This window comes from Paraburkholderia adhaesiva, from assembly GCF_021390575.1.
GTDB lineage: Bacteria > Pseudomonadota > Gammaproteobacteria > Burkholderiales > Burkholderiaceae > Paraburkholderia > Paraburkholderia adhaesiva.
This window is the reverse complement of the sequence record NZ_JAJEJQ010000001.1, coordinates 2,397,274-2,413,263: the sequence shown is the minus strand read 5'-3', so window position 1 is coordinate 2,413,263 and position 15,990 is coordinate 2,397,274. Positions and strand designations below refer to the sequence as shown.

Sequence of the window (15,990 nt, the reverse complement as noted above, 5' to 3'; positions counted from 1 at the left end):
GATGGGCGTACGTGCGGCGCTCGCGCTCGGCACTTCCGTGCTGCTGGCGTCGCACGCGTTCGCGAGCGGCACGGATCAGCTCAAGCAGTTCGTGGCGCAAGTGCATTCGGCGCGCGGTGAATTCGTGCAGCGCGAGCTGAAGGCGCAGCCGGGCGCGAAGAGCGCGAGCGAGGCGATCGCCACGGCCACGTTGAACGCGAGGACTTCGAGCGGCACGTTCGCGTTCGCGCGGCCCGGCAAGTTCATCTGGCAGTACGAGAAGCCGTATCAACAACTGCTTCAGGCCGACGGCGAGACCCTCTTCGTCTACGACAAGGACCTGAATCAGGTCACCGAGCGCAAGCTTGGTGGCGCGCTCGGCGCGAGCCCGGCTGCGATTCTGTTCGGCAGCAACGACCTCGAGAAGAACTTCACGCTGCGCGATGCGGGCGTGAAGAACGGCATCGACTGGCTGGAGCTCATTCCGAAGTCGAAGGACACGCAGTTCCAGAACGTCGGCATCGGTTTTCGCGACGGCAATCTCGAAGCGATGGAACTGCACGACGTGTTCGGCAATGTGACGCTGCTCACGTTCTCCAACATTCAAAAGAATCCGCCGATGCCCGCGTCGGCGTTCAAGTTCGTGAAACCGCCCGGCGCTGATGTTGTGACTGGTGGCGCTAACTGACGCGGCGGGGTTTGCAGATTGCCAGGAAAAACGGGCGGCTCATTGCGAGCCGCCCGTTTGCTTTTTGTGTCCGCGTGTCGCTCAGGCCGAAAACCGGATCACACCATCCTCACCCGTCGATCGCTTGAGCTTGCCCGCGAGCCACAGCAAATTCAGATGCGCGAGCGCTTCGCCCATGGCGAAGGTCGTCTGGTGGATGTCGAGCGGGCGCTTGAACATGAGCGGCACGATGTCGGCCGCACTGCGCGGCTCGGCGGCGCACGCTTCCATCACTTCTGCGAGGCGCGCGTCGTGATGCTCGCGCAGTTGCGCGATACGCGTGCGCACGCCGCGGAACGGCTTGCCGTGTGCGGGCAGCGCGAGCGTGTCCTCGGGCATGGTCTCGTAGCGCCCGAGCGATTCGAGGTACAGGCGTAGCGGATTGCCTTCCGGCTCCACGTCGAATACGGAGATGTTGGTCGAGATGCGCGGCAGCACCATATCGCCGGACAGGAGCACGCGGGTTTCCTCGCAGAAGAGGGCGCAGTGCTCGGGCGAGTGGCCGAAGCCTGTCACGATGCGCCACGCGCGACCGCCGATCGTTACGATGTCGGCTTCGCGCAGGCGGCGGTATTGCGTCGGCAGCGCGGGCACGAGGTTCGTGTAATAGCCGCCGCGGTTGCGCAGCAACTCCTGCGACTGTTGATCGATAAGGCCGTGCCGCCCGAAATGACGCGCCGCGCCTTCGCCGCCCGCGTTCGAGCCGTCGCCCGACGACATCACGCGCGCGCTCACGTATTCACCGAGCGTCGTCCACAGCCGCACGTTCCAGCGCTTCTTGTCGCCGCCCGAGCAGATCCAGTGGGCGAGACCGATGTGATCGGGGTGGCAGTGCGTGACCAGCACGCGCAGCACAGGCAGACCTTCCAGCGCCGTGTCGAACACCTGCTCCCAGTGCGCCTTGATCGTGTCGTTTGCGATGCCGCAATCGACCACGGTCCAGCCCGCCTGGCCGTCGATCTCGTCACGCAGCAGCCACAGGTTGATGTGGTCGAGCGCGAACGGCATCGGCATGCGCACCCATTTGACGCCGGGCGCAACGTCGAGGGTGTGGCCAGGTTCCGGAAGGGCGTCGGCGTAGGGATAGTCGAGCTGGTGTTCGAGTGCGTTCATTGCGGGTGTCTTCTCCGTTTTTATCGGCTGTTACCGGCGTTTGCGCGCTGATAGCGGCGTTGCAACGCATCCATCCTGCAGGCGGCCCGTGGGCGGGCAGGTTGCGCAACCGGCAGGTTGACGATAACGTAAACGTTGATTCTATCGCCCAATGCGCCGCCCCGCTGGCGGCTACGGACCCGTCGCTCATTACGCACCATGACTCAGTACACGATTACCGAACTCGCCCACGAATTCGACGTGACGCCGCGCGCAATCCGTTTCTACGAAGACCAGGGCCTGGTTGCGCCTAGCCGCGAAGGGGCGGGCGGCCTCAAGCGCGTGTTTTCGGGGCGCGACCGCACGCGGTTGCGGTTGACGCTGCGGGGCAAGCGGCTCGGCTTCACGCTCTCGGAGATCAGGACGCTGCTCGACCTGTACGATTCGCCCACCGACACGCTCCCGCAGTTGCAGGCGTTTCTCGACACGGTGGTGCGCCACCGCGAGATCCTGGAGCGCCAGCGCGCCGATCTCGACGCCACACTCGAAGATCTCGCGCAGTACGAGATGCAGGCGCGCGAACTCCTTGCGCGGGCGGACGCGCGCGAAGCTGACGCCGCGGGTGCAAAGAAGTAGTCGCGGCCGGGTTTCGGTTCAAGTCCCGGTTCAATGAAGGAGTCGTCTCCCGACGCACCACAGGCCAGCCCGCGATGAAACACTTTCCGAAACTGCTCTCCTCGCAGATAGGCTTCGACGTTGCCCAGACGATGCTTGAGGGCTTCGACAGTCACTACCGCAATTTCAGCGACGCGGGGGTGCGGGCGAAGGGGCTCTTCGAGTCGGCGGACTGGCACGGTCTGCAGCGGCTCGCGCGCGAGCGCATCGCATCGTATGACGAGCGCGTCGAGCAATGCGTGGTGGCGATGGAGGACGAGTACGACGCGGAAAACATCGACGATGAAGTGTGGCAGCAGATCAAGCTGCATTACATCGGCCTGCTCACGACGCACCGGCAACCCGAGTGCGCCGAGACGTTCTTCAACTCGGTGTGCTGCAAGATCCTGCACCGCTCGTACTTCAACAACGATTTCATCTTCGTGCGTCCCGCGACTTCGACGGAATACATCGAAAACGAAGAGCCCGCGGCGAAGCCGACTTACCGCGCGTACTATCCGGGCAAGGACGGGCTCGCCGCGACGCTCGAGCGCATCGTCACGAACTTCCAGCTGGAGACGCCCTTCGAAGACCTCACGCGCGACGTCAAGTGCGTGATACGCACGATGTTCGACACCTACGGCGAAGTCGAGCCGAAGACCAACTTCCAGATTCACGTGCTGTCGTCGCTGTTTTTTCGCAACCAGTCGGCGTACATCATCGGGCGCATCATCAACGGTGATGTGCTCGCGCCGTTCGTCTTGCCAATCCGCCATGTCGAGGGCGGTCGCCTCGCGCTCGACGCTGTGCTGTTGCGCTCCGAGCAACTGCTCATCATGTTCAGCTTCTCGCACTCGTATTTTCTGGTCGATATGGATGTGCCTTCGGCCTACGTCGAGTTCCTGCGCACGATCATGCCGCGCAAGTCCAAGGGGGAGATCTACACGTCGCTCGGCCTGCAGAAACAGGGCAAGAATCTTTTCTATCGGGACCTGCTGCACCATCTCTCGCATTCGTCGGACCAGTTCGTCGTCGCGCCCGGCATCCGCGGCATGGTGATGATCGTGTTCACGCTGCCTTCGTTTCCTTACGTGTTCAAGGTCATCAAGGATAGCTTCCCCGCGCCGAAGGACACCACGCGCGAAGAGGTCGAGGCGAAGTACCGGCTCGTGAAGCGCCACGACCGTCTGGGGCGTCTTGCCGACACGCTCGAATATTCGAGCGTCGCGCTGCCCGTCTCGCGGCTCGACGACGCACTCGTGCGCGAACTGGAGAGGCTTGCACCCTCGATGATCGAGTACGAAGGCGACAATCTCGTGATCCGCCATGTGTACATCGAGCGCCGCATGGTGCCGCTCAATATGTGGCTGCAGAACGGCACTGACGCGGATGTGGAGCACGGCATCCGCGAGTACGGCAACGCGGTCAAGGATCTGATGCGTGCGAACATCTTTCCGGGTGACATGCTGTACAAGAACTTCGGCGTGACGCGTCACGGCCGCGTGGTGTTCTACGACTACGACGAAATCGAGTACCTCACGGACTGCAACGTGCGAACCGTACCGCAGCCACGTAATGAGGAAGACGAACTATCTGGCGAGCCGTGGTACACCGTGGGCCCGCGCGACATCTTTCCGGAGACGTATCGCCCGTTCTTGCTGGGCGACCCGCGCGTCAAGCGCTACTTCCTCGAGTATCATCCCGATTTCTTCGACCCGGCGCTCTGGCAGGAGAGCAAAGCGCGTCTCATTGCAGGTGAGGTGCCGGACTGTTTTCCTTACGATCCGTCGATGCGTTTTCGCATGCGCTACCCCGAATGTTTTGCGCAGCAAAGCCCGCCCGCTGCGGCGCGCGCGGCTTGACGCACACGGACCAACCCGCTGAACCGACATGGCCCCATCCCCTGATCATCCGCTTGCCCCTCTGTTCGAGAACAACGACCAGTGGGTTACCGCACGCCTCGCCGCCGATCCCGGCTACTTCTCGCGTCTCGCGCATCAGCAGGCGCCCGAATACCTGTGGATCGGCTGCTCCGATTCGCGTGTGCCCGCGAACGAGATCATCGGCCTGCCGCCGGGCGAGGTGTTTGTCCATCGCAACATCGCCAACGTCGTCGTGCACACGGACCTCAACTGTCTTTCGGTGATCCAGTTCGCTGTGGATCTGCTGAAGGTGAAGCACATCATGGTGGTGGGGCACTACGGCTGCTCCGGCGTCGGCGCGGCGCTGCACGGCACCCGTGTCGGTCTCGCCGACAACTGGCTCCAGCACGTGCAGGACGTACGCGAGAAGCACGCGGGGCTGCTCGACGAGTGGCCCTTGGGCGAGCAGCGCCATCGCCGTCTCGTCGAACTCAACACGATCGAGCAGGTCGTGAACGTGTGCCGGACGACGATCGTCGGCGACGCGTGGGCGCGCGGCCAGACGCTCACGGTTCATGGCTGGGCGTACGGCGTGCACGACGGGCGCATCCGCGACCTCGGCATGTCGATTGGCGCGCAAGACCAGTTGCACGAGACGTATGCGCGCTGCGTGGCTGCCGTGTCCGCGCACGGCGCGCATCAGGCGGACAACGACGTGCTCGCCGGGGACGCCGCGCGTCTTGGCGACGTGCCGGCCGTTATCGCGGAAGTCATCAAGGAGCACAAACATGAGTGAGACATTGAAAGACCCCATCGTGATCGTCTCGGCGGCTCGCACGCCGATGGCGGGTTTTCAGGGCGATTTCGCGTCGCTGAGCGCGCCGCAACTGGGCGCGTTTGCGATTGCGGCGGCGGTCGAACGCGCCGGCCTCGCACCCGCGCAGATCGAAGAAGTCGTGATGGGCTGTGTGCTGCCCGCGGGGCAGGGCCAGGCACCCGCGCGCCAGGCAGCGCTTGGAGCGGGCTTGCCGCTCGCGGCGGGCGCCACGACCGTCAACAAGATGTGCGGCTCGGGCATGCGCGCGGCCATGTTCGCGCACGACATGCTGCTGGCGGGATCGGTGGATGTGATCGTCGCGGGCGGCATGGAAAGCATGACCAACGCGCCGTATCTGCTGCCGAAGGCTCGCGCGGGCATGCGCATGGGTCATGGCCAGGTGCTCGACCACATGTTCCTCGACGGTCTCGAAGACGCCTACGACAAGGGCCGTCTGATGGGCACGTTCGCCGAGGAATGCGCGAGCGAATACGACTTCTCGCGCGAACGCCAGGACGCGTTTGCGATCGAGTCGCTCAAGCGCGCTAAGCGCGCCAACGAGGACGGTTCGTTCGCGTGGGAAATCGCGCCGGTGAAGGTGGTCTCGCGCGCGGGCGAAACCACCATCGATCGCGACGAGCAGCCGTTCAAGGCCAACCTCGAAAAAATTGCGACGCTCAAGCCCGCGTTCAGCAAGACCGGCACGGTGACGGCGGCGAATTCGTCCTCGATCTCGGACGGCGCCGCGGCGCTCGTGCTGATGCGCGAATCGACGGCGTTGCGGCTCGGCGTGACGCCGCTTGCGCGCGTGACCGGTCATACGACGTTTGCCCAGCAGCCTTCGAAGTTCACCACTGCGCCGGTCGGCGCCATCGCGAAGCTCTACGAGAAGACTGGGTGGTGCGCGTCGGATGTCGACCTCTACGAGATCAACGAGGCGTTCGCCGTCGTCACGATGGCCGCCATGAAGGAGCACAACCTGCCGCACGAGAAGGTCAACGTGAACGGCGGCGCGTGCGCGCTCGGTCATCCGATCGGCGCATCGGGCGCGCGTATCCTCGTCACGCTGCTCGGCGCACTGCGCGCGCGCGGCGGCAAGCGGGGCGTCGCGAGCTTGTGTATCGGCGGGGGCGAAGCGACGGCGATGGGCATCGAACTGCTGTAACGCTGGCTAATTGCGGTAGTCTCGCGACAGACGCGCCGCAAGGAGGTGGCGCGTCCAATACCAGGATGCCAGGGTGGCCAGATGAAAACAGCGTTGATCGTGGGTGCGTCGCGCGGCATTGGGCGCGAGTTTGCGCGGCAATATGCGAAGGCGGGCTGGCGCGTGCTCGCCACGGCGCGGGGCAACGTTGCGCTCGAAGGACTGCACGAGCTGGGCGCACAGCCGTTTCAGCTCGACATCGAGCATCCCGATGAGATCGCGGCGCTCGGCTGGAAGCTCGAAGCCGAGCGGCTCGACGTGGCGCTCATCGTGGCGGGCATCTACGGCCCGCGCACCGAGGGCGTCGAGACGATCACGGCCGAGGACTTCGACCAGGTGATGCACACCAACGTACGAGGCCCGATGCAACTGATTCCGGCGTTGCTGCCGCGTGTCGATGCGGCGAACGGCGTGCTCGGCGTACTGTCGAGCCGCATGGGCAGCATCGCGCAGGCCACGGGCACGACGGGCTGGCTCTATCGCGCGAGCAAGGCCGCGCTCAACGACGTCATCAAGATCACCTCGCTGCAGACGCGTCGCGCCACGTGTATCGCGCTGCATCCCGGCTGGGTGCGCACCGACATGGGCGGCGCTCAAGCGGCCATCGACGTGGCGCACAGCGTCACGGCCATGCGCGAGGTGATCGCCGAAGCGGCGGCGGCACGCGAAGTGTTCAACGGACGCTTCTTCCAGTACGACGGCACCGAACTCGACTGGTGACGTTACATCCCGCACCGATCGCGAATCAACCCGACCGGCACGATTTTTCTGCTTGAAAGCGACAGGGCGCGCCGTCCGGAGAATCCGCGTACGGCACCCGAATGGATTTTTTCCCCGATGACTGCTGAAACTTCCCGGGCCGCCCGGCCTACCGACTGTCCTTGCGGCGGTGCCGCACCCAACCAGAAATCGTCTGCGAAGCCGCCGCGCTATGTCGACTGCTGCGGCCCTTTCATCGACGCGGGTGTGCTTCCAGAAACGGCGCTCCAACTGATGCGCTCGCGCTATACGGCCTACGTGCTCGGTGAGACGGCCTGGCTGCGCGCGACCTGGGCGCCGCAAACCTGCCCGCCGGACCTCGACGTGCAACCCTCGGCGCCGGATGCGCCGCGTTGGCTCGGCCTCGCGGTGAAGCGTCATGAACAGATGGACGCGACTCATGCGGTCGTCGAGTTCGTCGCGCGCTACAAGACGGGAGGGCGCGCCTCACGGCTCCACGAAGTGAGCCGTTTTACGCGCGACGAGGACGGCCGCTGGCGCTATGTCGACGGCGATGTGACGGACGCCTGACGCCGTGCGCAGCGAGGGCGCAAAGTACCTCGCGCAGCGCATGCTCTGCTTCGTGTTTTCACACGTAAGTAATTAATTCCACGTATTTTTTTCCGATCGCCGTGGGCCGTGCACGACGCGCCCAATAGCGGCAAAAAGACTCGATCTGCCTGAGAGCCAGGCCCCGTGGGACTCACACGGGACTGGCATGCGTTATGCCGGGTTACCCCTGAATTGCGTAACGATCTTTTGTTGTGCGACGATGTAATCGCGGTGTTCGGCCGGTTGCGCAAGTTGAATGTAAGCAGAGCTTGCGAGTCCGGTGCAGGGCCTTGCCGACCGAGGGTTTTGCTTCGATAGCGCCCCCGTTTCAGGTGTGGGTCACTGCATGCCGAGCGCCCCGGAGGCGTCGTTGCACAACTGCATCGCGCCGCCGCAGCGGTGTTCCGATCGGTTTTTTCCCCTCGTGGGTTTCACCGGCACGTGTCTTGCGACACGCCCGTGGCTTACGTTGTGCCGGAAGCGGACCGACCGGAGTAGCACGAAGTCAATCAGGTTTCTCGCAGGCGGGTTTGCGCATGGCGTTCAGGAAGCTCCTTACCGGATGGGCCTTGGCCGGCACGGTGTGTCTGCTTTCGGTCGCGCACGCAGCATCGCTATCCGATCAGGTAGCCACGCAGTCGGCTACGCCGGCTCGCGCCGCCACGCAGGCCACCATCGCGCACGCCACCGCACCGGTTCCGGCCGGCCCGCTCGGCAGCGCCAATGTTGCCCGTCTTGCTCTCGACGAAGCCTGGCTGCCCGCTGTACGCCCCAACATGAACGAGCAGGTGATCTACATTCCCGTCGATGCCGACGGCACCGTTACGCTCGAAACCACGATCTACCGCCCGGACGGCCCTGGCCCGTTCCCGATGGTGGTGTTCAATCACGGCAAGATTCTCGGTGACCCGCGCAGCCAGTCGCGTAGCGACCCGGTGTCGTTCGCACGCGAATTTGTGCGCCGGGGCTACGTAGTCGTCGCACCGAACCGCCGCGGCTTTGCGGGCTCGGGCGGCTCCTACGAGCAGGACGGCTGCGACGTGGCGAGCAACGGCCTCGGCCAGGCCGCCGATGTCGCCGCGACGATCGACTACATGTCGAAGCAACCGTATGTCGACGCAGACCACATCGCGGTGGCAGGGACCTCGCACGGCGGCCTCGCGACGATCGCCTACGGCACCGAAGCTGCACACGGCGTGCGCGCGCTTATCAACTTCTCGGGCGGCCTGCGTCAGGACGCCTGCACGGGTTGGCAGGACAACCTGACCCAGGCCTTCGGCGGCTATGGCGGCAAGGCACGCGTGGCCTCGCTGTGGCTCTACGGCGACAACGATTCCGTGTGGACGCCGGGTCTCGTCGCGAACATGTTCGCTGCGTACCGCACCGCACAGGCCGGCGAGTCGCAGCCCGGTGCGGGCGCGAAGCTCGTCGATTACGGCTCGTACAAGAACGACGCCCATCGCCTCGTAGGCGATCGTGACGGCGTGCAGGTCTGGTGGCCGGCAGTCGAAGCATTCCTCGCCCGCGAAGGCATGCCGACCGCAGTCGAGTACCGGGTTCCGGCACCGGCCGCGCCGCGCGGCACGGACTTCGCTGCCATCGACTCGGTGAGCGCCGTGCCGTATCTCGATCAGGCGGGCCGAGACGGTTATCGCAACTTCCTCAAGCAGTATCCGAGCCGCGCCTTCGCGGTGTCCGGTTCGGGCGCGTGGTCGTGGGCCGAGGGCGGCGACAATCCGATGGCCGTCGCGGTCGCGAACTGCCAGAAACACAGCAGCGATGCCTGCCACCTGTACGCGGTCAACGGCACCGTGGTGTGGTCCAACGATGCCACGGTCACCGCCCGGAATGAGGCCAGCGCGGGCGCGACGCCTGATGGCGTGGATACGGCTGACAACGTCCGCCACGCACTCGCGAGCCGCTAGGCGTTTCGTCTTGCCGTCTGCGCGCGGCGCCTTTCCTTCCTCCTTCGAATTCCTTTCTTCAGCCTGTTGACGCGTCACGCGACGATCACGTTGCGTGATGGGTGTCGCATTGTTCCGGGCACCGATCCGTGCGTCCGCGATAACGCTGTTGCGCATGCGTCGCACTTTTTCGCATGCAGTCGACAGATTTTTTGCACAAGCGCAGTTCACTTTGTCGTCGCTATCTACGGTCATTTCTGGCGTTCGCTGAAGATCTGCTGCCTGCCGGTCCGAACACCGCCTAACATCGCGCCGCAACGCATCGCGACGCCATTTTCGGGGTAGTGCATTGCGCGGGCGTTCGCGCTAATCTCGGTCCCGCTGTCGTACCGGGAGTCGTCTTTGAATCAGCTTTCCAACCCTGCCAGCGACCATTGGGTCGAGCGCAGCCTGCGCGCCGTCTGGCATCCGTGCACCCAGATGAAGCACCACGAGCGTTTTCCGCTCATCGCGGTCGCGCGCGGCGCCGGCCCGTGGCTCTACGACCGCGACGGTCGGCGCTATCTCGACGCCATCAGTTCGTGGTGGGTGAACCTGTTCGGTCACGCGAACGAGTCGATCAACGCAGCGCTCAAGGCGCAGCTCGACACGCTCGAGCACGTGATGCTCGCCGGCTGCACGCACGAAAGCGCGGTTGAACTCGCAGAGCGACTGAGCGCGCTCACGGGCCACACGCTCGGTCATGCGTTCTTTGCTTCGGATGGCGCATCGGCGGTGGAAATCGCGCTGAAGATGAGCTTTCACGCATGGCGAAATCAGGGCGAGAGCGGCAAGCGTGAATTCGTCTGCCTTGCGAACAGCTATCACGGCGAGACGATCGGCGCGCTCGGCGTGACCGATGTGAAGATTTTCAGGGATGCTTACGATCCGCTGCTCCATCGCGCGCATGTGGTTGCATCGCCCGACGCGCGTCAGGCGCGCGAAGGCGAAACCGCTGCCGATGTGGCGCAGCGCGCGCTGGCGGACGTCGAGCGGCTCTTCGAAGCCCGCGGCGCGCACATCGCCGCGCTGATCGTCGAGCCGCTCGTGCAGTGCGCGGCGGGCATGGCGATGCACGATCCGGCTTACCTCAAGGGCTTGCGCGCGCTGTGCGACCGCTATCGCGTGCATCTGATCGCCGACGAAATCGCCGTGGGCTGCGGCCGTACGGGCACCTTCTTCGCGTGCGAGCAGGCAGGCATCTGGCCCGATCTGCTGACGCTGTCGAAGGGCATTAGCGGCGGTTATCTGCCGCTTTCGATCGTGCTTTCGCGCGATGCCATTTTTGAAGCCTTCTACGACGACGACACGGCCCGCGGTTTCCTCCATTCGCATTCGTACACGGGCAACCCGCTCGCGTGCCGGGCGGCGCTCGCGACGCTCGATCTGATCGAGCAGGGCGATGTGCTGGCGGTGAACGTGCGCAAGTCGGCGCGGTTGCGTGAGGCGTTCGAGGCGCTCGCATCGCATCCGCTAGTGCGCAACGTGCGCCAGCGCGGCACGATCCTTGCGTTCGACGCCGCGATCAACGATGCCTCACGCGCAGCCACATTCTCGCGCCGCTTCTTCGAACATGCGCTCAAGCGCGAGTTGCTGCTGCGGCCCATCGGCACGACGGTGTATGTGATGCCGCCGTACATCCTCGATGAAGCGACGCAGTCGCTGCTCGCCGACCGCACGCGCGAGACGTTCGAGGCCGTCGTCGCGGAGGACCTCTGATGCAGCTCATCGACACCCTCGAACAAGGCTTGCGCGAACTCGATGCGCGCGGCCTGCGCCGCCGCCGCCGCACGATCGACACGCCCTGCGACGCGCACATGCGCGTCGACGGCCGCGACACGATCGGCTTCGCGAGCAACGACTACTTGGGGCTTGCATCGCATCCGCAACTCGTTGCCGCGCTCTCTGAGGGCGCGCAGCGCTACGGCGCGGGCAGTGGCGGGTCGCATCTGCTCGGCGGGCATTCACGCGCGCATGCGCAACTCGAAGACGATCTCGCGGAATTCGTAGGCGGTTTCGTCGATGATGCTCGCGCGCTGTACTTCAGCACCGGCTACATGGCGAACCTCGCGGTGGTGACCGCGCTCGCGGGGCGCGGCACGACGCTTTTTTCCGATTCGCTGAATCACGCGTCGCTGATCGATGGGGCGCGCCTCTCGCGGGCGGACATCCAGATCTATCCGCACGCCGACGCCGATGCATTGAGCGCCATGCTTGAAGCGTCTGGCGCGGGTGCGAAAGTTATCGTCACCGACACCGTGTTCAGCATGGACGGCGACGTCGCTCCGCTCGCGCGCCTCGTCGAACTCGCAGAGCGGCACCACGCGTGGCTCATCGTCGACGATGCACACGGCTTCGGCGTGCTCGGACCGCAAGGGCGCGGCGCGCTCGCCGAGGCCGCGTTGCGCTCGCCCAATCTCGTGATGGTCGGGACGCTCGGCAAGGCGGCTGGCGTGGCGGGCGCATTCGTCGCCGCGCACGCAACGGTGTGCGAATGGCTCGTGCAGCGAGCGCGTCCGTATATCTTCACGACGGCTTCGGCGCCGGCTGTTGCGCATGCCGTGTCGGCGAGCCTGAGGATCATCGGGAACGAGGAGGGCGACGCGCGACGCGCGCATCTGCGCAAGCTGATCGCCCGCACGCGCTCGATGCTCAAGGAGACCTGCTGGCTGCCCGTCGATTCGCAAACCGCCGTGCAGCCGCTCGTGATCGGTGCAAACGACGCAACGCTCGCACTCCAGGCCGCGCTAGAACGCGACGGCATCTGGGTGCCTGCGATCCGTCCGCCGACCGTGCCCGAAGGCACTTCGCGGCTGCGAATCTCGCTTTCGGCGGCGCATTCCGAAGACGACATCGAGCGCCTCAATACGTCGCTGCAGCGCGTGAGCCGCGAGGCACAGGAGCGCGCGCGATGACCACGCCGCTCGGACTATTCGTCACCGGCACCGATACGGAAATCGGCAAGACGTTCGTGAGCGCCGCCTTGCTGCGCGGCTTCGCACGCGCGGGGCTGCACGCTGCAGGCATGAAGCCGATTGCGGCGGGCGCATTCGAACGCGACGGCACCTGGCACAACGACGACGCCGATCAACTCGATGCCGCCGCGAGCGTGCTGCTGCCGCCGGACATGCGCACGCCTTATCTGCTCAAGGAGCCTGCCGCGCCGCATATTGCCGCTGCGCTCGAAGGCGTGAGCCTCGATATCGAACACATCGTCGCGTGCTATCGGCAGGCGCGCGAACGCGCGGACGTCGTCGTGGTGGAAGGCGTGGGCGGCTTCCGCGTGCCGCTCGATGCGACGCGCGACACCGCCGATCTCGCCGTCGCGCTCGACTTGCCGGTGGTGCTCGTCGTAGGGATGCGACTCGGCTGCATCAGCCATGCGCTGCTCACCGCCGAAGCGGTCGCCGCGCGCGGACTATCCATCGCGGGCTGGGTCGCGAACCGCATCGATCCGGCCATGACGTTCCCCGAAGAAAACATCGGCGCGCTGCGCGAGCGTCTTGCGACGCAATACGGTGCACCGCTCATCGGCGTCGTGCCGCATCTGGGCGGCGCGAGCACTGACGCCGCTGCCTCCCATCTCGACATTGATGCGCTGCTCGCGCGGCTGAACGCCGCCGCGCCCGCAGACGCGTCCTGCTAAAACATCGTCACGAAGGACCTCCGACATCATGACTCAAACCACTCTCGCAAGCGCCGCGCAACCGGCTCAGCAAACGGCCGCGCGCTGGCGCGTCGCCGACGTCGTCGCACTCTACGACCTGCCGTTCAACGATCTGCTTTTCCGCGCCCAGCAGGTGCATCGCGAGCATTTCGACGCGAACGCCGTGCAGCTCTCGACCCTTCTGTCAATCAAGACCGGCGGATGCGAGGAAGATTGCGCGTACTGCCCGCAGTCGTCGCACCACGACACGGGCCTCGACGCGGAAAAGCTGATGGAAGTCGATGAGGTGCTCAAGGCCGCACGCGCTGCAAAGGACAATGGCGCAACGCGCTTTTGCATGGGTGCAGCGTGGCGCAATCCGAAGGACCGTCATCTGGAGCCGATCAAGGAGATGATCCGCGGCGTGAAGGCGATGGGGCTCGAATCCTGCGTGACGCTCGGCATGCTGGAGGCGCATCAGGCGCAGGCACTGGCCGACGCGGGGCTCGACTACTACAACCACAACCTCGACACGTCGCCGGAGTTTTACGGCCAGATCATTTCGACGCGCACGTATCAGGATCGCCTCGACACGCTTGAGCACGTTCGCGACGCGGGCATCAACGTGTGCTGTGGCGGTATCGTCGGCATGGGCGAGTCGCGCCGCGAGCGTGCGGGCCTCGTCGCGCAGCTCGCGAACATGGAGCCGTATCCGGAATCGGTGCCGATCAACAACCTCGTGCAGGTGCACGGCACGCCGCTCGAAGGCACCGAAGCGCTCGATCCGTTCGAGTTCGTGCGCACGATCGCCGTGGCGCGCATCACGATGCCGCGCGCGATGGTGCGCCTCTCGGCTGGCCGCGAGCAGATGGACGAGGCGCTGCAGGCACTGTGCTTCATGGCCGGTGCGAACTCGATCTTTTACGGCGACCATTTGCTCACGACGAGCAATCCGCAGGCCGAGGCGGACCGCAAGCTGCTCGCGCGGCTTGGCATTCGCGCAGAGGCGGCGCAGCAGTTGAGCGAGTCGGAGTCGGCGAAACGCGGCGGCTGCGGCCATTGCGAATGAGGTGAACGCGATGTGGGCGCGAAGCGTTTGATTCGCGTTCGTAGTCCATACAAAGAAAAACGCCGCGCAGCGATTAGATCGCTGCGCGGCGTTTTTTTCATTTACGCGAGAGACTCCCGCGCCGATGTGCCCGGGGCGCCGGAAGGCCGCGCGCTTACGCGTAGGCCGCGCGACGCCGTGCTGCGAGCAACAGATAGCAGAGGCCACCGATCACGAGCGACGGCAGCGTCGCGCCGAGATTCGGCAGCCACTGGTTGAGCGCCTGGTAGGCGCCGAAGCCGATCGCCCACGCGACGAACGCGCTCACGTGCCAGCCGCCGAGATAGCCGTAGACACCGTTCAGATCGGCGAGGGCCTGCGCTTCGATACGGCGGCGTCGCACGATGAAGTGATCGGCGAGCACGACGCCGAAGAGCGGCGCGAACACCGAGCCGATGAGGAGCAGGAAGTTCTCGTAACGCGCCATCGGCACGACAACGCCGATCAGCGTGCACAGCGCGCCAAACCCCGCCGAGAGCATGGGCACGCTTGCGCGCGTCCAGAACGTGCCCGTCGAGACTGCAGCCGAGTGAATATCGGCGAAGGCATTGTCGATTTCGTCGATCAGCACGAGCAGCAGCGCGAAGCCGCCGCCCGCCTGCGCGAGCGCCGTCGTGAGCAGCGCATCGCCGCCACCTGCCGCGAGCCCGTAGACCGCGCCGAGCGCATAGAACCACATGTTGGCGATGCCATAGCCGAACAGCGTGCCCCGGAACGTTTCGCCGGCACGGCGGCCGAAGCGCGTGTAATCGGCGATGAGCGGCAGCCACGAGAGCGGCATCGCGACGACGAGATCGATTGCGCTGCCGAACGGCATGTCGCCGGTGCCCGGGCGGCGAATCAGCGCGTCCAGATCCTTGTGCACGAGCAGGTTCCACGTGAGCCACGCGGCGCCCGCGAGCAGGAGCCAGATGCCATACGTCCGCAGGAATCGACGCACGAAAGAGAGCGGGCCGCTCACGGCGAGCAGCGTCGCGAAGAGACCGAACAGCAGCGTCCAGACGATCGGCACCGAGAGGCCGAAGGCCTGCTTCGCGAGCGCATCGGCGGAATCGCGCATCACGATGATCTCGAACGAACCCCAGCCGACGAGCTGCACCATGTTGATGACGGCCGGAACGGACGCGCCGCGCACGCCGAGCGTCGGACGCAGCGACGACATCGCAGCGAGGCCAGTATCGGTGCCGATCACGCCCGCGAGCGCGAGTAGCACCACGCCGATCACGCTGCCGATGACGATTGCCGTTAGCGCGGCCGGCAGCGAGAGGCCGGGCACCAGCAGCGCGCCGGCTTGCGCGACGAGCAGCCCGATGCCGAGCGAGAACCAAAGCGCGAAGGCGTCCCCCGTGCGGAACTGGCGGCGCGCGTCCGGTACGGGCATGAGCGGGGCGTAAGTAGAGCCGGTGTCGCCGGCGTGCGAATCCTGGGTCATTGCGTTGGCTGTCCTCTGGTGTCGTCGATCGTTATTGGTTTGTTCGGTGTTGCTGTTGGCCGGATTCGATGACGGTGGTGCTCCGGCGCGTGCCGCGCGAGGGCAGGGGTGCGCTAGTGCGCCCGCTCGGCGCCGGATCTGTCCCCCGGATCGCGGGCGTGCCTCGCGGGCTGCGCGCGTCGTGTTTCGATTCGTATCCGCGAGCGTCCCGGCGC

The 15,990-nt window shown here is 65.5% G+C and carries 14 protein-coding genes; 12 read left to right on the top strand and 2 right to left on the bottom strand.

Annotated features, from left to right (window positions below; genetic code table 11):
• The first annotated feature begins 1 nt into the window (after window position 1).
• Entirely contained in the window at window positions 2-667 is a 666-nt protein-coding gene (lolA, locus tag L0U80_RS10945; protein ID WP_233865864.1) for an outer membrane lipoprotein chaperone LolA, read from the top strand.
• 81 nt (window positions 668-748) lie between these two features.
• Here the strand turns inward: lolA and L0U80_RS10940 are convergent, their stop codons facing one another.
• Window positions 749-1,819 (bottom strand): MBL fold metallo-hydrolase, encoded by a 1,071-nt coding sequence (locus tag L0U80_RS10940; protein ID WP_233864029.1) that lies wholly within the window; start codon window positions 1,817-1,819, stop codon window positions 749-751.
• 198 nt (window positions 1,820-2,017) lie between these two features.
• On the opposite strand from L0U80_RS10940, the gene L0U80_RS10935 reads away from it, so the two are divergent.
• The 11 genes from L0U80_RS10935 to bioB all read left to right on the top strand — a co-directional run bounded on the left by L0U80_RS10935 (window position 2,018) and on the right by bioB (window position 14,304).
• Window positions 2,018-2,434, top strand: coding sequence for a MerR family transcriptional regulator (locus L0U80_RS10935; RefSeq protein WP_233864026.1), 417 nt, complete (start codon window positions 2,018-2,020; stop codon window positions 2,432-2,434).
• 74 nt (window positions 2,435-2,508) lie between these two features.
• On the top strand, window positions 2,509-4,314 hold the full coding sequence (gene aceK, locus L0U80_RS10930; RefSeq protein WP_233864024.1) for a bifunctional isocitrate dehydrogenase kinase/phosphatase: 1,806 nt from the start codon (window positions 2,509-2,511) through the stop codon (window positions 4,312-4,314).
• Between the two features lie 28 nt (window positions 4,315-4,342).
• Window positions 4,343-5,110 carry a carbonate dehydratase gene (gene can / locus L0U80_RS10925; protein ID WP_233864023.1) on the top strand — a complete coding sequence of 256 codons (768 nt, stop codon included), beginning with the start codon at window positions 4,343-4,345 and terminating at the stop codon, window positions 5,108-5,110.
• Complete coding sequence (locus L0U80_RS10920) at window positions 5,103-6,296, top strand: acetyl-CoA C-acetyltransferase (RefSeq protein ID WP_233864022.1); 1,194 nt, start codon at window positions 5,103-5,105, stop codon at window positions 6,294-6,296. Before can ends, L0U80_RS10920 begins: the two co-directional genes overlap by 8 nt.
• A gap of 81 nt (window positions 6,297-6,377) precedes the next feature.
• Complete coding sequence (locus L0U80_RS10915; protein ID WP_233864021.1) at window positions 6,378-7,055, top strand: SDR family oxidoreductase; 678 nt, start codon at window positions 6,378-6,380, stop codon at window positions 7,053-7,055.
• A gap of 117 nt (window positions 7,056-7,172) precedes the next feature.
• The gene (locus tag L0U80_RS10910; protein ID WP_233864020.1) at window positions 7,173-7,625 is read left to right on the top strand and encodes a YchJ family protein; all 453 of its coding nucleotides are present in this window, start codon (window positions 7,173-7,175) and stop codon (window positions 7,623-7,625) included.
• Between the two features lie 557 nt (window positions 7,626-8,182).
• Window positions 8,183-9,571 carry a dienelactone hydrolase family protein gene (locus tag L0U80_RS10905; protein WP_233864019.1) on the top strand — a complete coding sequence of 463 codons (1,389 nt, stop codon included), beginning with the start codon at window positions 8,183-8,185 and terminating at the stop codon, window positions 9,569-9,571.
• 381 nt (window positions 9,572-9,952) lie between these two features.
• Window positions 9,953-11,308 carry an adenosylmethionine--8-amino-7-oxononanoate transaminase gene (gene bioA / locus L0U80_RS10900; RefSeq protein ID WP_233864018.1) on the top strand — a complete coding sequence of 452 codons (1,356 nt, stop codon included), beginning with the start codon at window positions 9,953-9,955 and terminating at the stop codon, window positions 11,306-11,308.
• The gene (gene bioF / locus L0U80_RS10895; RefSeq protein WP_233864017.1) at window positions 11,308-12,504 is read left to right on the top strand and encodes an 8-amino-7-oxononanoate synthase; all 1,197 of its coding nucleotides are present in this window, start codon (window positions 11,308-11,310) and stop codon (window positions 12,502-12,504) included. Before bioA ends, bioF begins: the two co-directional genes overlap by 1 nt.
• On the top strand, window positions 12,501-13,235 hold the full coding sequence (bioD, locus tag L0U80_RS10890) for a dethiobiotin synthase (protein ID WP_233864016.1): 735 nt from the start codon (window positions 12,501-12,503) through the stop codon (window positions 13,233-13,235). Before bioF ends, bioD begins: the two co-directional genes overlap by 4 nt.
• Window positions 13,236-13,263: 28 nt before the next feature.
• Window positions 13,264-14,304 (top strand): biotin synthase BioB, encoded by a 1,041-nt coding sequence (gene bioB / locus L0U80_RS10885; protein WP_233864014.1) that lies wholly within the window; start codon window positions 13,264-13,266, stop codon window positions 14,302-14,304.
• A 154-nt stretch (window positions 14,305-14,458) separates the two neighbouring features.
• Here bioB and cytX read toward each other — a convergent pair whose 3' ends face one another.
• A complete protein-coding gene (cytX, locus tag L0U80_RS10880) occupies window positions 14,459-15,775 on the bottom strand; it encodes a putative hydroxymethylpyrimidine transporter CytX (protein WP_233864012.1) in 1,317 nt (438 codons plus the stop codon).
• Window positions 15,776-15,990: the final 215 nt, after the last annotated feature.